The sequence below is a fragment of the Azospirillum thermophilum genome (assembly GCF_003130795.1).
GTDB classification, from domain to species: Bacteria; Pseudomonadota; Alphaproteobacteria; order Azospirillales; family Azospirillaceae; genus Azospirillum; species Azospirillum thermophilum.
Genome location: NZ_CP029354.1, coordinates 45,254 through 63,036, shown reverse-complemented (window position 1 = coordinate 63,036; position 17,783 = coordinate 45,254). Strand labels below are relative to the sequence as shown.

Genomic DNA, 17,783 nt, shown 5'->3' with positions numbered 1-17,783 from the left:
ATGATTGCCGAATCCTAAAAATATATGTAAAAATTGAGCATTCCTGGGTGTGTGGATCCGGGAGTCCGTCCAGATCGTGGTGCAGCCGTGTCGACCAGCAAGAGCAATCCGGGAAAAGGTGGTGGGGCCGGGACCGACGCCCCGCGCGCGCTTGTGGATGGCGCCGCGTCCAGCAAACTGACCGGAGGCACCGGCGGCGACCTGCTGTTCGGCGGGGCGGGCAACGACACGCTGAACGGCGGTGCCGGCAACGACTGGGTCGATGGCGGGGCGGGCAACGACCTGGGCATCCACGACCTGCGCACCGACACCAAGGGCTGGGACTTCTATTTCGGCGGCCAGGGCAACGACACGCTGGAGATCCGCCTGTCCTCGGCCCAGCTCAAGGACCCGAAGATCGTCGCCGACCTGCTGGCGCTGAAGGCCTTCATCGCCGACCACAAGGGCGAGACCCGGGGCAGCGACTATGACCATATCGGCACCTTCTCCGCCCTCGGCCTGAAGGCGGCGGGGTGGGAGGATCTGCGCGTCACGGTCGACGACAAGGTCTTCGACCTGGGCCTGCTTGGTGGCGGTACGGGTGGCGGTACGGGCGGCGGTGCGGAGCCGGTCCCGGCGACCGTCAGCGTCACCACCCCGGACAGCAACGCCAACACCGCCGCCGTGGTGTCGCAATGGGCCGAGCAGGGCGTCTTCGTCCGCGCGCTGGTCGGCGAGGCGGGGAACCCCGCCTCCTGGCAGCAGACGGCGCTCGGCACCAAGACGGTCAGCTTCTCGATCACCGGCGCCAACACGACCGACGGCTCGATCCAGGGCAGCTACCGGTATTCCGGCCTCGGCGTCAATTCCGGCAACGGCATCGACGGCGGCGAGATCGACACCATCAGCGGCGGCACCTCCGCCACGACGGAGCTGATGGCCCTGTCCTTCGAACGGCCGATGCAGTCGGTCACCATCCAGCTTTCCGCCCTGTTCGACGGCAAGGACGATCCGGCCATCGCCGGCGCCGACCGCGGTCCCTACGACAGCGGCTATGTGGAGCGGGCGCAGGTCGTCGTCTTCGGCACCGGCGGACAGGTGCTGGGCACCGTCGAGGTGACGGGGACGATCAACGGCCTCGCCAGCGTCACGCTGACCGCCAGCCAGTTCGGCGGCGCCATCGGATCGGTCGCCCTCGCCCCCCTGAACGACGGCGCGGGCCGCTCCGGCAACAACAGCGACTTCCTGCTGCGGTCGGTCACCGCCACCCCGATGTCGGTCGACGCCACCGCCTCCACCCCGATGCTCGCCGTCCAGCCGGCCGCCGGGCTGGAGGACCAGGCGATCGCGCTCGACCTGGCCGCGGCGCTGACCGACACCGACGGGTCGGAGCGTCTGTCGCTCACCGTCGGCGGCCTGCCGGGCGGGGCCAGCCTGTCGGCCGGCACGCGCAACGCGGACGGGACCTGGACGCTGTCGGCGAACGATCTCCCCGGCCTGAAGCTGGTTCCGCCGGCCGGCTTCAGCGGCAGCATCGCCCTGTCCGTCACCGCCACCTCGACCGAGTCGAACGGTGGTGCGACGGCCTCCGCATCCGCCGCCGCGACCGTGACGGTGACCGCCGTCGCCGACGCTCCCCTGCTCGACGTGCATGACGTGACCGGGCGGGAGGACAGCGCCATCGCGCTCGATCTCCGGGCGGCGCTGACCGACACGGACGGGTCCGAGACGTTGTCGCTGACCCTCGCCGGCCTGCCCGCCGGGGCCAGCCTGTCCGCCGGCAACCGCAATCCGGACGGCACCTGGAGCCTGTCCCGCGATGATCTGGCCGGGCTGACCCTGACTCCGCCGAAGGATTTCAGCGGCGACCTCACCCTGACCGTCACCGCCACCAGCACCGAGAGGACCGGCGACCGCGCCTCGACCTCCGGCACGCTCGCCCTGTCCATCGCCGGGGTGGCCGACGCACCGACGCTTGCCGTGACGGACACCGACGGCGGCGAGGACGAGGCGATCGCGCTCGACATCCGGGCCGCGGTCGGCGACGCCGACGGCTCCGAGAGCCTGAGCGTCACCCTTGCCGGCGTGCCGCAGGGCGCCAGCCTGTCCGCCGGAACGCGCAATGCCGACGGCACCTGGACGCTGACCGCGGCCGATCTCGACGGGCTGACCCTGACGCCGGCCGACGGCTGGTCCGGCGACATCGCGCTGACGGTGACGGCGACCAGCACCGACCGCGGCGGCGACAGCCGCAGCGTGACCGCCGGGATGGCGGTGTCCGTCGCTCCGCTGGCCGACATGCCGACCCTGTCGGTCGCCGATGCGACGGGGACCGAGGACACGCTGATCCCGTTGACCATCGCGGCCGGCCTGACCGACCTCGACGGGTCGGAGAGCCTGTCGCTGACCATCTCCGACGTGCCGGACGGCGTCGTCTTCAACAAGGGCGTGAAGAATCCGGACGGCACCTGGAGCATCACGCCGGAGCAGCTCCGCGACCTCGCCTTCACGCCGCCGAAGGACTTCAGCGGCGAGATCACCATGACGGTGACCGCGATCAGCACCGAGAGCAACGGCGCCCAGTCCGTACGGGCGGAGTCGCTGACCTTCGCCATCACGCCGGTCACCGACGCCCCCACCCTTGCCGTGGCCGATGCGACGGGTGCCGAGGACCATGCGGTGGCGCTCGACATTTCCGGCGCGCTCACAGACCTGGACGATTCGGAAACCCTGTCCTTCACCGTCGCCGGCGTGCCGGAGGGGGCGAGCCTGTCGGCCGGCTCCCGCAACGCCGACGGCACCTGGACGCTGGGCCCGGCCGACCTCGACGGCCTGACCCTCGTTCCGCCCAAGGATTTCAGCGGCAAGATCGTTCTGACCGTCAATGCCGTCTCCACCGAGTGGCGCGGCGACACCGCGACCACCAGCGCCGTGCTGACCGTCACCGTGACCCCGGTCGCCGACGCGCCGGCGCTGGCGGTGGAAGACGCCGCGGGCAGCGAGGATCGGGCGGTCGCGCTGGACATCACCGCGGCGCTTGGCGACCTCGACGGCTCTGAAAGCCTGTCGGTCACGATCGCCGGCGTGCCGGACGGAGCGAGCCTGTCGGCCGGCACGCGCAACGCGGATGGCACCTGGACGCTGGCGGAGGCCGACCTCACCGACCTGACGCTGACGCCGCCCAAGGACTTCAGCGGCACGCTGGCGCTCTCCGTTTCCGCGACCAGCACCGAGACGAACGGCGCCACGGCGACGACCAGCGCAACCCTTGCCGTTTCGGTCGCGGCGGTTGCCGACGCGCCGGACCTGTCGGCGCGGGACGCGACCGGCAACGAGGACAGCGCCGTCGCGCTGGATCTGTCGGCCGCCTTGAGCGATGCCGACGGATCGGAGACGCTGTCGATCAGCATCGACGGCGTGCCGGACGGCGCCACGCTGTCGGCCGGCACGCGCAACGCGGACGGTAGCTGGACGCTGACCGCCGGACAGCTCGACGGCCTGACGCTGACGCCTCCGGCGAACTTCAGCGGTGAACTGACGCTGTCGGTGACGGCGACGAGCCGCGAGGCCGATGGCTCCACGGCCAGCACCGCCGCCGTGATGGCGGTCATCGTGACGCCGGTCGCCGACGCGCCGCTGCTCGCCCTGTCCGACGTGACCGGGGCGGAGGACCAGCCCATCGCGCTTGGCATCGACGCCTCGCTGATCGACACCGACGGGTCGGAGAGCCTGACCGTCGCCATCGCCGGCCTGCCGGAGGGAGCGACGCTGTCCGCCGGCAGCCGCGGTCCCGACGGCGTGTGGCTGCTGACGGCGGCCGAGGCGGCGACGGTCACCGTCACGCCGCCGAGGGACTTCAGCGGCGACCTCGTCCTTGCCGTGACCGCCACCGCCACCGAATCGGATGGCGCCACGACGGCGCGCAGCGGCACGATGACCGTCTCGGTGGCTGGGGCCGCCGACACGCCCGACCTTGCCGTCACGGCGGCGACGGGTGCGGAGGACGGCGCCATCGCGCTCGACATCCGTGCCGCGCTGACCGACCTCGACGGGTCGGAGACGCTGTCGATCACCGTCGCCGGCCTGCCGGAGGGCGCCTCCCTGTCCGCCGGCACCCGCAATCCGGACGGAAGCTGGAGCCTGCGGCCGGCCGACCTCGAGGGGCTGAGCCTGGCGCCGCCCGCCGACTACAGCGGCACCCTGGCCCTGACCGTCGCGGCCACCGCGGCGGACGGCGACAGCCGGGCCACCCGCAGGGCGGAGCTGGCGGTGACCGTCACGCCGGTCGCCGACGCACCGGTCCTGGCCGCGGCGGACACGAGCGGCGCCGAGGATTCGGCGATCCCCCTCGACCTCTCCGCCGCCCTGGCTGATACCGACGGGTCGGAGAGCCTGACCGTCACCATCACCGGGGTTCCCGCGGACGCCAGCCTGTCGGCCGGTACGAAGAACGCCGACGGCACCTGGACCCTGACGGCGGTCCAGCTCGACGGGTTGACCCTCACTCCACCCGCGAACTTCAGCGGCGACATCGCGCTCGGCGTGACCGCCACCGCGACCGAGCAGGGCGGCGGCAGCGTCATCGCGACCGCCGCGCTCACCGTCACCGTGACCCCGGTCGCCGACCTGCCGACGCTGTCGGTGCGGGATGCCGCGGGCGACGAGGATACCGCCATCGCGCTCGACGTCGCGGCGGCGCTTACCGACACCGACGGGTCGGAGACGCTGTCGGTCACCATCGCCGGCCTGCCGGCCGAGGCCGTGCTGTCGGCCGGCACGCGCAACGAGGACGGAAGCTGGACGGTGCAGGCCAGCGACCTCGCCGGCCTGACGGTGACCCCGCCGCGCGACTTCAACGGCGACCTCACCCTGTCCGTCACCGCCACCAGCCGCGAGAGCGACGGCAAGACCGCCACCACGCCGGCCGCGACGCTGACCGTCGCGGTGGCGCCGGTGCCGGACGATCCGATCCTCGCCGTCGCGCCTGCGACGGGGGCGGAGGATGCGGCGATCGCGCTGGCCATCACGGCGGCGCCGCCGGAGGGCACGGACCTGCCGGTCTTCGTCACCGTCGCCGGCCTGCCGGCCGGGGCGCGGCTGTCGGACGGCGTACACAGCCTGACCGCCGACGGGCTGACGCCCGCCGACCTGACGGGCTGGGACCTGGGCGCGCTGGCGTTGGTGGCGCCGCCGAACTACAGCGGTGCGCTGGAACTGACGGTCTCCGTCTCCTCGCCGCTGCCCGACGGGACGCAGGCCACGGTCACCGCGCCGCTGCCGGTCACCGTGACCCCGGTGGCCGACGCCCCGACGCTGGCCGTCACGGCGGCGACGGGCGGCGTGAACGAGCCGGTGGCGCTCGACATCGCGGCCGCGCTCGCCGACCTCGACGGGTCGGAGAGCCTGTCTGTCACCGTCGCCGGCCTTCCCGCCGGGGCGAGCCTGTCGGCCGGCACCCGCAATGCCGATGGAAGCTGGACGCTGAGCCAGCAGCAGCTCGCCGGCCTGACCCTGACGCCGCCGGCCGGACAGGCCGGCAGCTTCGAGCTGTCCGTGACCGCCACCGCGCGTGAAAGCGACGGCTCCACCGCGGCGACGGCGGCGGCGCTGCATGTGGCGGTGGTGGACGGCCCCAACCGCATCGTGGTCAGCAACGCGGTCGATGCATCGGGCGCGCAGGACCGCAGCGACGGCTATGTCCTGTCCTATGCCGGTCCGTCCACCCGGCGGACCGTCGACGGCACCACCATGGACATCGCCGGTGTCGCGGCCGACAGCACGGTGTCGGTGGTGCGCGACGCCGCCGACAATCCGACGGTCACCGCCGACAAGGGCTTCGGCACCGTCCGCAACGTCCATGTCGCGAGCCAGGGCGGCGCCAGCGTCACCACGCAGAAGTTCGTCAGCAGCGACATCGACATGGCCGACGGCGGCGACTCCTCGGTCACCGTCCGTGACGGACTGTCGGGGACCGTCAACACCGGCTCCGGCAACGACCGGATCGAGTTCACCAGCGCCGGTGCGGCGGTCGCGGGCAGCGGGGCCGCCGGGACGGTGCGCGTCGCCAGCGGAGCGGGCAACGATGCCATCCTGCTGACCGCGCTGGCCGGGGTGTCGGTGGCCGGTGTGATCGATGCCGGGGCCGGCGACGATCTGGTCACCATCGACAACCGCAGCGCCGACACCGTCCATGGCGGGCTGGGCAACGACACCATTGCGGGTGGCGGCGGGGACGACGACCTCGACGGCGGCGACGGCGACGACAGCCTGTCCGGCGGCTCGGGCGGCGGCGACACGCTGACCGGCGGGGCCGGCAACGACGTGCTGCGCGACGGCGACGGCACCGCGCTGGCCGACGGCGGCAGCGGCGACGACACCATGGTCATCGACTACAAGGTGCCCGTCGGCGACTCCACGGTTCAGCGCATCCTGACCGGCGGTGCCGGCGCCGACACCCTGACGCTGACCGGCACGCTGTCCGACCTGCGCCTGTCCATCTACGGCGACGGCGTGGCGGAAGCGGCGACCGACGGGGCGGACTCCATCACGGTCAGCGGCACCTATGCCTCGGTCGATGTCTGGCTCGGCGGCGGCAACGACGTCTACCAGGGGGACAACACGGGCGGCAGCGCCAACACGACGCTGCTGGTGGACCGGGTGCATGGCGGCAGCGGCGACGACCGCATCAGCACCGGCGGCGGTGACGACATCCTGTGGGGCGACGACGGCAACGACAAGCTCTACGGCGGCTTCGGCAACGACACGCTCTACGGCGGGACGGGGCTGGACGACCTCTACGGCAACGGCGGCGACGACGTGCTCTACGGGGACGAGGGCAACGACACGCTGCGCGGCTTCGACGGCAACGACACGCTCTACGGCGGGTCGGGCGACGACGTCCTCTATGGCGAGAACAACAACGATCTGCTGGTCGGCGGCGAGGGCAACGATACCATTACCGGCGATGCCGGGGCCGATACCATCGACGGCGGGCTCGGCCTGTTCGACAAGCTGGACGGTGGCGCGGCCAACGACGAGATCACCGACGCCGACGGCGCCGCGGAGGTCTATGGCGGCACCGGCACGGACAAGCTGACCCTGACCTATGCCGACGACGGCGGGCGGCCCGATCTCGTCCGCATCATCTCGGGCGGCGACGGCATCGACACCATCACGGTGACCAGCGCCGACGCCGACCTGCAGTTCGCCATCGACGGCGACGACATGACGGACGAGACCGGCGACAACATCGACACGGTGACTCTGACCGGGGTCTACGCCTCTGCCAAGGTCCGGCTGGGCGGCGGCAACGACAGCTACATCGCCGACATGACCGACGCCACCACCGGCCGGGTGGACGAGGTCCATGCCGGCAGCGGCAACGATCTGGTCAAGACCGGCGGCGGCAACGACATCGTGGACGGCGGCACCGGCGACGACACCGTCTATGGCGGCGGCGGCAAGGACAGCCTGCTGGGCGGCGACGGCACCGACAAGCTCTACGGCGAGGCCGGCAACGACACCATCGACGGCGGGCTCGGCCTGTTCGACGAGATCTACGGCGGGGCCGGCGTCGACGTGATGACCGATTCCGACGGCGCCATGGTGGCAAACGGCGAGGCCGGCAACGACGTCTTCACCCTGACCTACACCGGCAACGGCGGGGTGTTCGATGCCCGGCGGGTCTATGGCGGCGACGGGCTCGACACCATCACGCTGACCAGCACCGACCCGCTGCTGTCCTTCCTCGTCTATGGCGACGGCGAGACCGAGACGGCCGGCGACAAGGCCGACGTGGTGCGGATGAACGGTACCTACAGCCGCGCCGACGTCTGGCTGGGCGGCGGCAACGACGACTATCAGGGCGACAACGGCGGGGCCGGCGGCGGCCGTGTCGACGTGGTGTGGGGCGGCAGCGGCGACGACCGCATCGGGCTCGGCGGCGGCGACGACATCGCCCATGGCGAGGACGGCAACGACGCCCTCTATGGCGGCGACGGCAACGACACCCTCTTCGGCGAGCTGGGCAACGACGTGCTGAACGGCAATCTCGGCAACGACCTGCTGTTCGGCGGCGAGGGCAACGACACGCTGTGGGGCCAGGACGGGGCCGACACGCTGGAGGGCGGCGGCGGCGACGACGTCTTCTACGGCGGCGACGGCAACGACCTGATGATCGGCGGGGCCGGCAACGACACCTTCACCGGCGGCACCGGTGCCGACACCTACGTCATCCGGCGCGGCGACGGCTACGACCGTATCCAGGACATGGCGACGGTGCAGGACCGCATCGACCTCAGCGAGTTCCACTTCGCCGGCGTGGCGGCGGTGAAGGCGCTGGCCCAGGACACGACCGACGGCGTGGTGATAAATCTGGCCGAGGACCAGCAGCTCCTGCTCTCGGGCTTGACGGCCCGGCAACTGACGGATGCTATGTTCGTCATCTGAGGAACGGCATAGGACCGTGCGGTGAAACGGGCATCGACAGCAGGGATCGTCGCCGCGGCGTTGTGTGCCGCGGCGGTCGCGGGGTGCGCGGCCGGTCCCGACTACAGGAAGCCGGACGCCCCGGTCACGCAGCGTTTCGGGGAAAAGGCGCCGGACCAGCAGGCCGTGTCCTTCACCGCGGAGACGCCCGACCGCGCCTGGTGGGACATGCTGGGCGACCCGCTGCTGTCGGAGCTGGTGACGAAGGCCGCCGCCGGCAACCAGAAGATCGCCGCCGCCAAGGCCCGCATCCGCGAGGCGCGCGCACTCTACGACGTGGCCGACGGCAAGGGCGGCCTGAGCGTGGATGCCGGCATCGCCGGCCGCCATGCCGAGGCCGGGCGCAGCGTCCCGTCCTCGTCCTCCATCACGCGGGACAAGGCGCGCGGCCTGATCGCCGCAGGCTTCGACGCCAAATGGGAGCTCGACCTGTTCGGCGCCAACCAGCGGGGGGTGGAGGCCGCCTCCGCCCGCTACGAGGCCTCGGTGGATGAGGCGCGCGGCGTCCTGCTGTCCGTCGTCGCCGAGGTGGCCCGCAATTACGTCGAGCTGCGCGGCGCCCAGCGCCGGCTCGCGCTGGTCGAGGAGACGATGGTCCTGCAGCAGCAGGCGCTGGAGCGGACGAAGGCCAAGTTCCGCTCCGGGCTGGCGCTGGAGTATGACGTGGCGACGGTGGAATCGCCGCTGCAGCGCAACCGGGCGGCCGTCCCGGCCATCCGCGCCCAGATCCAGTCGGCGGCGCACCGCATCTCCGTGCTGACCGGCGACAACCCGACGGCCCTGCTCGACCGGCTGCTGAAGGCGGCGCCCGCGCCGGCCGCCCCGGACGTCGTACCGGTCGGCCTGCCCGCGGACCTGCTGGCCCGCCGCCCCGACCTGCGCCGGACGGAGCAGGAGCTGCGCGCCGCCACCGCGGAGGTCGGCGTGGCGACGGCCGACCTCTATCCGCGCGTCTCGCTGACCGGCAGCCTCACCTCACGCGCCGGCCGCTTCACCGACCTGTTCCTGGCGAGCAGCGGGGTCTGGGGCCTGGGGGCGGCGCTCCTGGTGCCGCTGTTCGAGCATGGCCGGCTGGAGGCGCAGGTCGCCGCGGCCGGTGCCCGCGCGGACGAGGCGCTGGCCAACCACCGGCAGGCCGTCCTGACCGCCCTGGAGGAGGTCGAAAGCAGCCTCGTCACCTATGCGCAGGAGCAGATCCGGCGCCGCGAGCTGGAGCGTGCGGTGGAGCAGTCGCGCAAGGCCTTCCACATGGCGCGCGACCTGCACGACCGCGGGGTGAAGGACATCCTGCATGTCGTGGTGGCGCAACGGACCTACAGCGAGAATGTCGAGCTTCTGCTGGCGAGCGAGGTGGCGTCCATGACGCATCTGATCGCGCTCTACAAGGCGCTGGGCGGCGGCTGGTCGGCCCTGGACGTGACGGGCTGACCCGGCCGCCGCCGCGGCACGCCGTTACGACCAGCGCACGCGCGGCATGATCCTGCGGGTGTCGATGAGGTGACGATGTTGCAGGACCCGCTCCAGCATGCCCGCCAGCGCCTCTTCCGTCATCCGGTGCGGCTCCAGCCCCAGCTTCAGCAGGCTGTCGGCATGGGCGACGTAACGGTGCCGCTCCTTCTCCTTGCGCGGATTGGGAACCGACTGAACCTCGACCGTCAGCCCCAGCAGCGTCGCTGCGGCGCGGACGCGGTCGGCGATCTCCAGGATCGAGAAGAGCTCGGTGAACTGGTTGAAGATGCGCATCTCCCCGCGTGCCGGCGGGTTGGTCACCGCCAGCTCGATGCAGCGCAGCGTATCGCGGATGTTGATGTAGCCGCGGGTCTGGCCCCCCTTGCCGTAGACGGTCAGCGGGATGCCGCAGGCCGACTGCACGAGGAAGCGGTTGATCACCGTGCCGAAGATGTCGTCGTAGTGGAAGTTGGGCACCAGCGCCGGGTCCAGGTCGGCCTGGATGGTGGACAGGCCATAGACCGGGCCCTGCATCAGGTCGGTCACCGTCAGCCCGTAGAGGCGGCTGTAGAACCACAGCAGGTCGGTGTCCATGATCTTGGACGTGTGGTAGAGCGATCCGGCGGCGCGGGGATAGAGGAAGGTGTCGGAGCGTCCCTTGTGCTCGACGGTGAGGAAGCCCTCCTCGATGTCGATGTCGGGCGTGCCGTACTCGCCCATGGTGCCCAGCTTCACGATGTGGCAGGCGGGCGCGTGGGTCATCACCGCCCAGGCGACGTTGAAGGTGGAGCGGATGTTGTTCTCCAGCGTCAGCCGCGCCTCGTCCTGCCCCATCATCGAATAGGGGGCGGACGGTTGCTCGGCATAATGCACGAGCGCGTCGGGCTTGAAACGCTCCACCAAGGCGGACAGGCGGGCGGCGTCGGTGACGTCGAAGATGCTGACGCCGGTGGCGGTGCCGGTCAGGCGCCGGAAGGTCTCCGCCCGGTCGTTCAGGTCCGGGGTGGGGATCAGCGCCTCCGACCGCGTCTCGAGCGCCAGACGGCGGCGCAGGTAGTTGTCGACCACATGCACCCGATGGCCGGCCGCCGCCAGATGCATCGCCGTCGGCCAGCCGAGATACCCGTCACCCCCCAGAATCAGCACATTCATGACCCACCACCACCCGTAAGCTTTCCAAATGCGGACCCGGTCCGACAAGAGACGCGGAAATAACGACTTTGAAACCTTTGTAGTCGTAACTGGCTAATGGATAATAAAGATAGGTTGCGACAAATAGTGACGGAACGGTTAATGATTGGTAAGGGCTGTGACTTGATGGCGCATGCAGGTCTGGAAATTCCCGCTCCGGTTTCAGGTCCTGGTCTGGAGGACGGACGGTCGTGAAGATTCGCCGCCGCGGCACCGGTCTGTCGGTCCGCCAGCAGGGCATGATGCAGCACCGTCCCCCGGCGGCGGCTCCGCCGTCGCTGGCCGGGAGGCTGTTCGACCGGCTGGAGCCGGTGACCGGCCGGCTGCGCCCGATCCTGGTTCCGGTCTTCGGCTGGGTGCGCCGCTGGCTGTTCCTGGTGCTGCTCGGGCTGTTCGTCGGCTGGGTCGCGCTGATGACGGAGCTGCGCGTGATGGCGCTCGGCGCGGTGGACGCCCGCGTGGTGAGGGTCGCCGCCGCGTTTCCGTCGCAGATCGTCTCCACCGCCGCGACCTGCGACAGCCCGGTGGCCGCCGGGTCGGTGCTGGCGGTCGTGCGCAACGAGATCATGGTGCAGCAGTACCGTACCGAGCATGCGCGGGTCGAGGCGGAGCTGAACCAGCTTCGCCAGGCCTACAATGCCCGCGTCACCGCCGCCGAGGAGCAGGTGACGGCCGCCGGCCACGAGCATCGCGCCATGGTCAAGGTGCGGGAGAACGTGCAGGTCCTGCGTGCGACGATGGAGCCGCTGTGGCGCAGCAGGCAGGTCACGCTGAACGAGTGGCTCGACGTCGACAACAACTACGTCAAGGCCATCTCGGCCGAGGCGGCGAGCGAGGCGACGGTGCGCAGCCGCTCGGCCGAGGCGGAGCGCACCCGGCTGGAGCTGCAGGAGCAGATCGCCGGGCTGCAGGCCCGCCTGACCGAGCTCGGCAAGCTGCTGACCATCAGCGGACAGCATGAGCTGAAGGCGGAGATCGCCGGCACCGTCACCATGTGCGACCGCAAGCCCGGCGAGGTGGTGACCGCCGGCGAGCCGATCATGGAGGTGCAGGGAGAGGAGACGCCGACCGTGCTGGCCTATGTCCCCGCCGCCGATATGCACCGCATCGTCAAGGGGATGGAGGCGCTGGTCTTCCTCGCCACCGGGTCGGAGCCGCTGCCCGCCACCGTCTCCGCCCTGCCCGTCCAGGTCGGCCGCCTGCCCGGCAAGCTGAAGCGCTATTTCTGGCAGGGCCAGGAATGGCAGCAATATGCGCCGGTGCGCCTGACGTTTCCGCCCGCCCCGGGCGGACGGGTCGTCAGCCTGCGCCATAACGAGCGGGTGGACGTGCTGTTCCGGATGTATCCGAACCTGCCCATCCCGATCTCCGTCCTGAACGTTTTCTGACCGGCCGTCTCCTCCTTCCCAACGGTTTTCCAGCTCACGGTTTCCCGATGGACGCCCGCACCGCCGACCCGAAGTCCGAGATCGAGTTCCTGAACGGTCTTGCCGCCCGCCGGCCGCGGGAGCGGCGGCTGGCGTTGCTGCTGCTGATCCTCTACCGCGGCGGCCAGATCATGCCGAGCTGGGCGCTCGAGTCGCTGACCGGTTTCGTCTATTGGCCCGGCCTGCCGGCCCGCGCGCAGGAACTGCTGACCGCGGACATGGAGTATCTCGCGGCCAACGACTACCTTCACCGCGAGCATTTCGACCGCGTCCACCGCTGTCCCGGCTGCGGCAGCCATCTGCTGAACCTGCGCGAGGTGTGCGTGGAATGCGCTTCCTCCAACCTGGAGAGCCTGCCGGTCCTGCATCATTTCCGCTGCGGCTACGTGGCGCCGATCGGCGATTTCGAAAGCCGCGGCAATGGGCGCGAGTGTCCGAAATGCGGCCATACCATGCGCAACCTCGGCACCGACCACGAGATCGTCGGCGAACAGGTGCGCTGCCGGAGCTGCAGCATCACCTTCGACGAGCCGGCGGTGGAGGCCGCCTGCTTCCGCTGCGGCCAGAAGACGCCGGTCGAGCAGCTTCCGCAGCTCGACATCTGGGGCTTCCGCCTGACGGCGCTCGGCCAGTCGGCGGCCAAGGCCGGCCGTCTGTTCGACGAGGAGGACGAGCGGATCGTCGAGCCCGGTTCGGCGCTCTACCGCCGCAGCGTCTTCCTGAAGCTGCTGCGCGACGACGTGCGGCTGAACGCCCGCTACCACATCCCCTTCACGCTGATCGGGCTGCGGCTGGCCTACCGGTCCGGCGTGTTGCGGGAGGCCTGCGAAGCCCGCGTCATCGACGTGGTGAACGAGACCCTGCGCAACGTCGACCAGATGGGACGATTCGACGACGACGGCATCCTCGTCAAGCTGCCGGCGACCGACCAGGAGGGCGGCGAGGTGGTGCGCCACCGCCTGGCCGAGCGGATCGCCGCGATCGACGACGTGCAGGTCGTCGCTATCCGGATCGCCATCACCAGCGACAGCGCCATGGAGGCCGAGATCGCCCGCGCGCTCGGCGAGGCGAACCCCGAACCGTGACGGCCGCAACCACCGCGGCCGCTGTGGTCAGGCGATGCGCCGCGTCTCCAGCACCGTCGCGGTTGTCGGCAGCCAGGGCACGATGGTGATGGCGGCACTGGCCGCGATCCCGGCGCGCGGGTCGTAGCGCAGCCGGTCCAGCGTCTCCAGGATCGCCTCCAGTGCCGATTCGTCGGTCGGGACGCCGGGGTTGCTCAGCATGATCTGGGCGCCGTCCGCCGTCACCACCCAGCCCGGCGGCTGCATCGGCCGGCTGGACGCCACGGACGAGAGCGGTTCGCTGGCGACCCAGCGCCCCTGCTCGGACTCCCAGCCGATCAGCCGGCGGCTGGCGCCGACATGCAGCCATGCCCACTGGCTGAGACGGATCACCCGATTCGGTCCGTTGAAGATCATCGTCGCCTCCTCAGACTGCGGCTCGTTCGCCTGCCGGGAAGCTTGTTCGCAGTTTGTTCGATTCGCAAGCGGATTCACGATCCCGTTTCGTTCACGGCAACCAACCGACCCGAACCTGTGTTGGTGAGGACACAACACCCCATCCCACCACCCCGACCGGGAGACCCGCCATGACCGACCGGACCACCGACGACCGGAAGCCCGCCGAGAAGCCCGACCAATCGAAGAGCCAGTCCCGCTCTCCGCAGCCCGGAGAAACACCGGCGGGTACGAAAATTGACCAAAAGACGCAGGAAGACGCAGCAAAACAACGTGCGGAGGAAGGCGGTTATCAGTAAATGACCGGCCCCCGGCGGTTCTGGCCGGCGTAAGCCGGTCGGAGCGGTCGGGGCATCCCATCACTCCCCTCGCCATTCCCGTTGCACCGGCCGGTGCGACGGGTTACATGGCCGCCCTTTGTAGACATGCCGGATGGTCGACCATTCCTACAGGAATATCGACAACTGGTCGTACCACCGTCATGATCTAGGTCTGACAGAAAAAAGGGGGAGCTGTGAGCTTCACGAAGATTACGCGGCGCATGGCCATCGGGGCGGTTCTGGGAGCGGTGGCGCTCGGTGCGACCGTCGCGGTGGCGCAGGCCCCGGCCTTCTTCCGCATCGGCACCGGCGGCACGGCCGGTACTTACTATCCGGTCGGCGGGCTGATCGCCAACCTGATCTCCGGCAACAGCGGCGGCGTCCCGGGTCTGGTGGCGACGGCGGTCGCGTCCAACGGGTCGGTGGCGAACATCAACGCCATCAACAGCGGTTCGGCCGAAGCCGGATTCACCCAGTCGGATGTCGCCTACTGGGCCTATACCGGCACCGGCCTGTTCGAGGGCAAGGGCAAGGTCGAGGCGCTGCGCGCCATCGCCACCCTCTATCCGGAGACGATCCACCTCGTCGCCCGCAAGGATTCCGGCATCAAGTCGGTGCGCGACCTGAAGGGCAAGCGGGTGTCGATGGACGAGCCGGGCTCGGGCACGCTGGTCGACGCGCGCATCGTCCTGGCGGCCTACGGCCTGTCCGAGCAGGACGTGAAGGCCGAGTATCTGAAGCCGGGCCCGGCGGGCGACCGGCTGCGCGACGGCGCGCTCGACGCCTATTTCTTCGTCGGCGGCTATCCGACCGGCGCGATTTCGGAGCTGGCGACCTCCCACGGCATCTCGCTGGTGCCGATCGAGGGGCCGGAGGCCGACAAGATGCTGTCCCAGTACAGCTTCTTCGCCAAGGACACGGTGCCGGCCGGCGCCTACAAGGACGTGCCGGAGACCAAGACCATCTCCGTCAACGCCCAGCTCGTCACCAGCGCCAAGCAGCCCGACGAGATGATCTACAACATCGTCAAGGCGCTGTGGGCCGAGCCGAACCGTGCGAAGCTCGACGCCGGCCACGCCAAGGGCAAGATGATCCGCCTGGAAACGGCGACCGCCGGCATCGGCATCCCGCTGCATCCGGGCGCCGAGAAGTTCTATCGTGAAAAGGGCGTGCTGAAGTAACGCCCGGGGCAAGTCCCCGACCGGGGCGGCCCCTGCGGCCGCCCCCTTGTGGTTTCGTCCGTTTTGATCGTCTCGCCGCCTGCCGGTCCTCGACCGCGGCGGCATTTTCCATTGGAGCATCGATGACCGACGCGCCTCGCCCGCAACGGCCCGCCTCACCCATGGAACTCGACGAGGCCAAGGCCCGGGAGCTGGAAGAGAAGTTCGACTCCGAGATCCGCTTCCGTCCGCTGGCGCCGCTCGCCGGCCGGCTGGTGGGTACCCTGCTGGTCGTTCTGTCCCTCTTCCATTACTACACGGCCGGTTTCGGGCTGCTGTCCGAGATGACGCACCGCGGGATCCACCTGTCCTTCGTCCTGGGCCTGGTCTTCCTGGTCTTCCCCTTCTCGCGCCACGGCTATGACCAGCCGGCGACACCCTCCTGGTTCCGGCCGCTGGGCATCCCGCTGCCCGACTGGCTGCTCGCCATCGGCGCGGTCGCGGCGGTGCTGCATGTGCCGCTGATCCCGCTGGACGACCTCGCCTTCCGCGTCGGCAACCCGAACATGTGGGACGTGCTGCTGGGCGGGCTGCTGATCATCGTGCTGCTGGAAGGGACGCGGCGGTCGGTCGGCTGGCCGCTGCCGATCATCGCGATCCTGTTCATGCTCTACGCCCTCTACGGGCCGTCGATGCCGGGCATCCTGGTTCACCCCGGCGCCTCCGTCTCCCAGTTGATCGACCATCTCTACCTGACGACGCAGGGCGTGTACGGCATCGCGCTGGGCGTGGTGGCGACCTACGTCTTCCACTTCGTCCTGTTCGGCGTCTTCGCCACGCGCATCGGTCTGGGGCAGCTCTTCCTCGACTGCGCGGCCTGGGTGGCGGGGCGGTTCGCCGGCGGGCCGGCCAAGGTGGCGATCTTCGGCTCCGCCCTGTTCGGCATGATCTCGGGTTCCTCGGTCGCCAACACGGTGACGGTGGGCTCGCTGACCATCCCGGCGATGATCCGGCTGGGCTACAAGCGGCACTTCGCCGCCGCGGTCGAGTCCACCGCCTCCACCGGCGGGCAGATCACGCCGCCGATCATGGGGGCCGCCGCCTTCCTGATGATCGAGTTCCTCAACCTGCCCTACACGACGATCATCGTGGCGGCCATCGTCCCGGCCTTCATGCATTTCTTCGGCGTGCTGGTACAGGTGCATTTCGAGGCCAAGCGCAACGGCCTGCGCGGCCTGGAGCCGCACGAGATGCCGGATCTGCGCGACGCCTTCCGCCGCGACTGGCCGACGGTGATCCCGCTGATCGCGCTGATCGGCATCCTGGTCGCCGGCTACACGCCCTATCTCGCCGCCTTCTGGGGCATCACGCTGTGCATCGCGGTCGGTCTGCTGAACCCGCGCAAGCGCATGTCGGTGACCGAGCTGTTCGAGGGGCTGCGCGACGGCGCCAAATACGCCCTGGCGGTCGGTACCGCGGCGGCGACGGTCGGCATCATCGTCGGCGTCGTCACCCTGACCGGCGTCGGCTTCAAGCTGTCCTTCATCGTCACCTCCACCGCGACGCAGATCGCCGGCTTCCTGCTGACGGTCCTGCCGGACGGCTGGTTCGGCCAGCAGGGGCTGACGCTGCTGTTCACCCTGGTGATGACCGGCATCGTCTGCATCCTGATGGGCTGCGGCATCCCGACCACCGCCAACTACATCATCATGGCGACCATCGCGGCACCGGCGCTGGGCCTGCTGGGGTGGCGCCGCTGGTGTCGCACTTCTTCGTCTTCTATTACGGCGTGCTGGCCGACATCACCCCGCCGGTGGCGCTGGCGGCCTACGCGGCGGCGGGCATGGCGGGGGCCGATCCCTTCAAGACGGGCAACACGGCGTTCCGGCTCGGCCTGGGCAAGGCGCTGGTGCCCTTCGTCTTCGTCTTCTCGCCGTCGCTGCTGCTGGTGGCGCCGGGCTTCACCTGGCCGGACTTCATCGTCGCCTTCCTCGGCTGCATCATCGGCATCACCTGCCTGGGAGCGGCGTTGTCCGGCTGGATGCTGACCCGGACCCAGGGGTGGGAGCGGGTTCTCCTCGTGCTTGCCAGCGCCCTGCTGATCGCCCCGGAACTCTACTCGACGCTGGTCGGGCTGGCGCTGATCGTCCCGGTCCTCATCCGGCAGTTCTCCGCCCGCGGGCAATCCGCGGTGCCGGCCTGAAGGCGGCTGCCTGACCGGTAGCCCTGCCATGCGGACATCCCGGACGT

Annotated in this window: 9 protein-coding genes and 1 pseudogene; 8 read left to right on the top strand and 2 right to left on the bottom strand. The window is 70.3% G+C overall.

What is annotated here, in order from left to right; genetic code table 11:
• Positions 1–87 precede the first annotated feature (87 nt).
• Positions 88–8,427, top strand: coding sequence for an Ig-like domain-containing protein (locus tag DEW08_RS18555; protein WP_168220424.1), 8,340 nt, complete (start codon positions 88–90; stop codon positions 8,425–8,427).
• A gap of 21 nt (positions 8,428–8,448) precedes the next feature.
• Positions 8,449–9,894 carry an efflux transporter outer membrane subunit gene (locus DEW08_RS18550; protein ID WP_109330072.1) on the top strand — a complete coding sequence of 482 codons (1,446 nt, stop codon included), beginning with the start codon at positions 8,449–8,451 and terminating at the stop codon, positions 9,892–9,894.
• Between the two features lie 24 nt (positions 9,895–9,918).
• Here DEW08_RS18550 and DEW08_RS18545 read toward each other — a convergent pair whose 3' ends face one another.
• Positions 9,919–11,067 carry an NAD-dependent epimerase/dehydratase family protein gene (locus DEW08_RS18545; RefSeq protein WP_109330070.1) on the bottom strand — a complete coding sequence of 383 codons (1,149 nt, stop codon included), beginning with the start codon at positions 11,065–11,067 and terminating at the stop codon, positions 9,919–9,921.
• Positions 11,068–11,297: 230 nt separating this feature from the next.
• On the opposite strand from DEW08_RS18545, the gene DEW08_RS18540 reads away from it, so the two are divergent.
• Together DEW08_RS18540 and DEW08_RS18535 are read left to right on the top strand one after the other, a co-directional pair.
• The gene (locus DEW08_RS18540) at positions 11,298–12,494 is read left to right on the top strand and encodes an HlyD family secretion protein (protein WP_109330068.1); all 1,197 of its coding nucleotides are present in this window, start codon (positions 11,298–11,300) and stop codon (positions 12,492–12,494) included.
• A 47-nt stretch (positions 12,495–12,541) separates the two neighbouring features.
• Positions 12,542–13,618, top strand: coding sequence for a TackOD1 domain-containing metal-binding protein (locus DEW08_RS18535; protein WP_109330066.1), 1,077 nt, complete (start codon positions 12,542–12,544; stop codon positions 13,616–13,618).
• A 27-nt stretch (positions 13,619–13,645) separates the two neighbouring features.
• Here DEW08_RS18535 and DEW08_RS18530 read toward each other — a convergent pair whose 3' ends face one another.
• Entirely contained in the window at positions 13,646–14,014 is a 369-nt protein-coding gene (locus DEW08_RS18530; RefSeq protein WP_109330064.1) for a hypothetical protein, read from the bottom strand.
• A 170-nt stretch (positions 14,015–14,184) separates the two neighbouring features.
• Between DEW08_RS18530 and DEW08_RS31280 the strand changes: the two genes are divergently transcribed.
• The 4 genes and pseudogenes from DEW08_RS31280 (at position 14,185) to DEW08_RS32640 (ending at position 17,736) form a co-directional block, all read left to right on the top strand.
• Positions 14,185–14,352, top strand: a complete 168-nt coding sequence (locus DEW08_RS31280) for a hypothetical protein (protein WP_168220423.1) — start codon at positions 14,185–14,187, stop codon at positions 14,350–14,352.
• Positions 14,353–14,567: 215 nt separating this feature from the next.
• Positions 14,568–15,554, top strand: a complete 987-nt coding sequence (locus DEW08_RS18525; RefSeq protein ID WP_245986737.1) for a TAXI family TRAP transporter solute-binding subunit — start codon at positions 14,568–14,570, stop codon at positions 15,552–15,554.
• Positions 15,555–15,676: 122 nt separating this feature from the next.
• Positions 15,677–17,427: pseudogene (locus tag DEW08_RS18520) on the top strand (TRAP transporter permease); the annotation flags it as partial.
• A 147-nt stretch (positions 17,428–17,574) separates the two neighbouring features.
• The gene (locus DEW08_RS32640) at positions 17,575–17,736 is read left to right on the top strand and encodes a hypothetical protein (protein WP_245986810.1); all 162 of its coding nucleotides are present in this window, start codon (positions 17,575–17,577) and stop codon (positions 17,734–17,736) included.
• Positions 17,737–17,783 lie beyond the last annotated feature (47 nt).

Coding starts and splice junctions, on each gene's coding strand:
- DEW08_RS31280 (WP_168220423.1), top strand. CDS start 14,185: ATGACCGACCGGACCACCGACGACCGGAAGCCCGCCGAGAAGCCCGAC.
- DEW08_RS18545 (WP_109330070.1), bottom strand. CDS start 11,067: ATGAATGTGCTGATTCTGGGGGGTGACGGGTATCTCGGCTGGCCGACG.
- DEW08_RS18530 (WP_109330064.1), bottom strand. CDS start 14,014: ATGATCTTCAACGGACCGAATCGGGTGATCCGTCTCAGCCAGTGGGCA.
- DEW08_RS18535 (WP_109330066.1), top strand. CDS start 12,542: ATGGACGCCCGCACCGCCGACCCGAAGTCCGAGATCGAGTTCCTGAAC.
- DEW08_RS32640 (WP_245986810.1), top strand. CDS start 17,575: ATGCTGACCCGGACCCAGGGGTGGGAGCGGGTTCTCCTCGTGCTTGCC.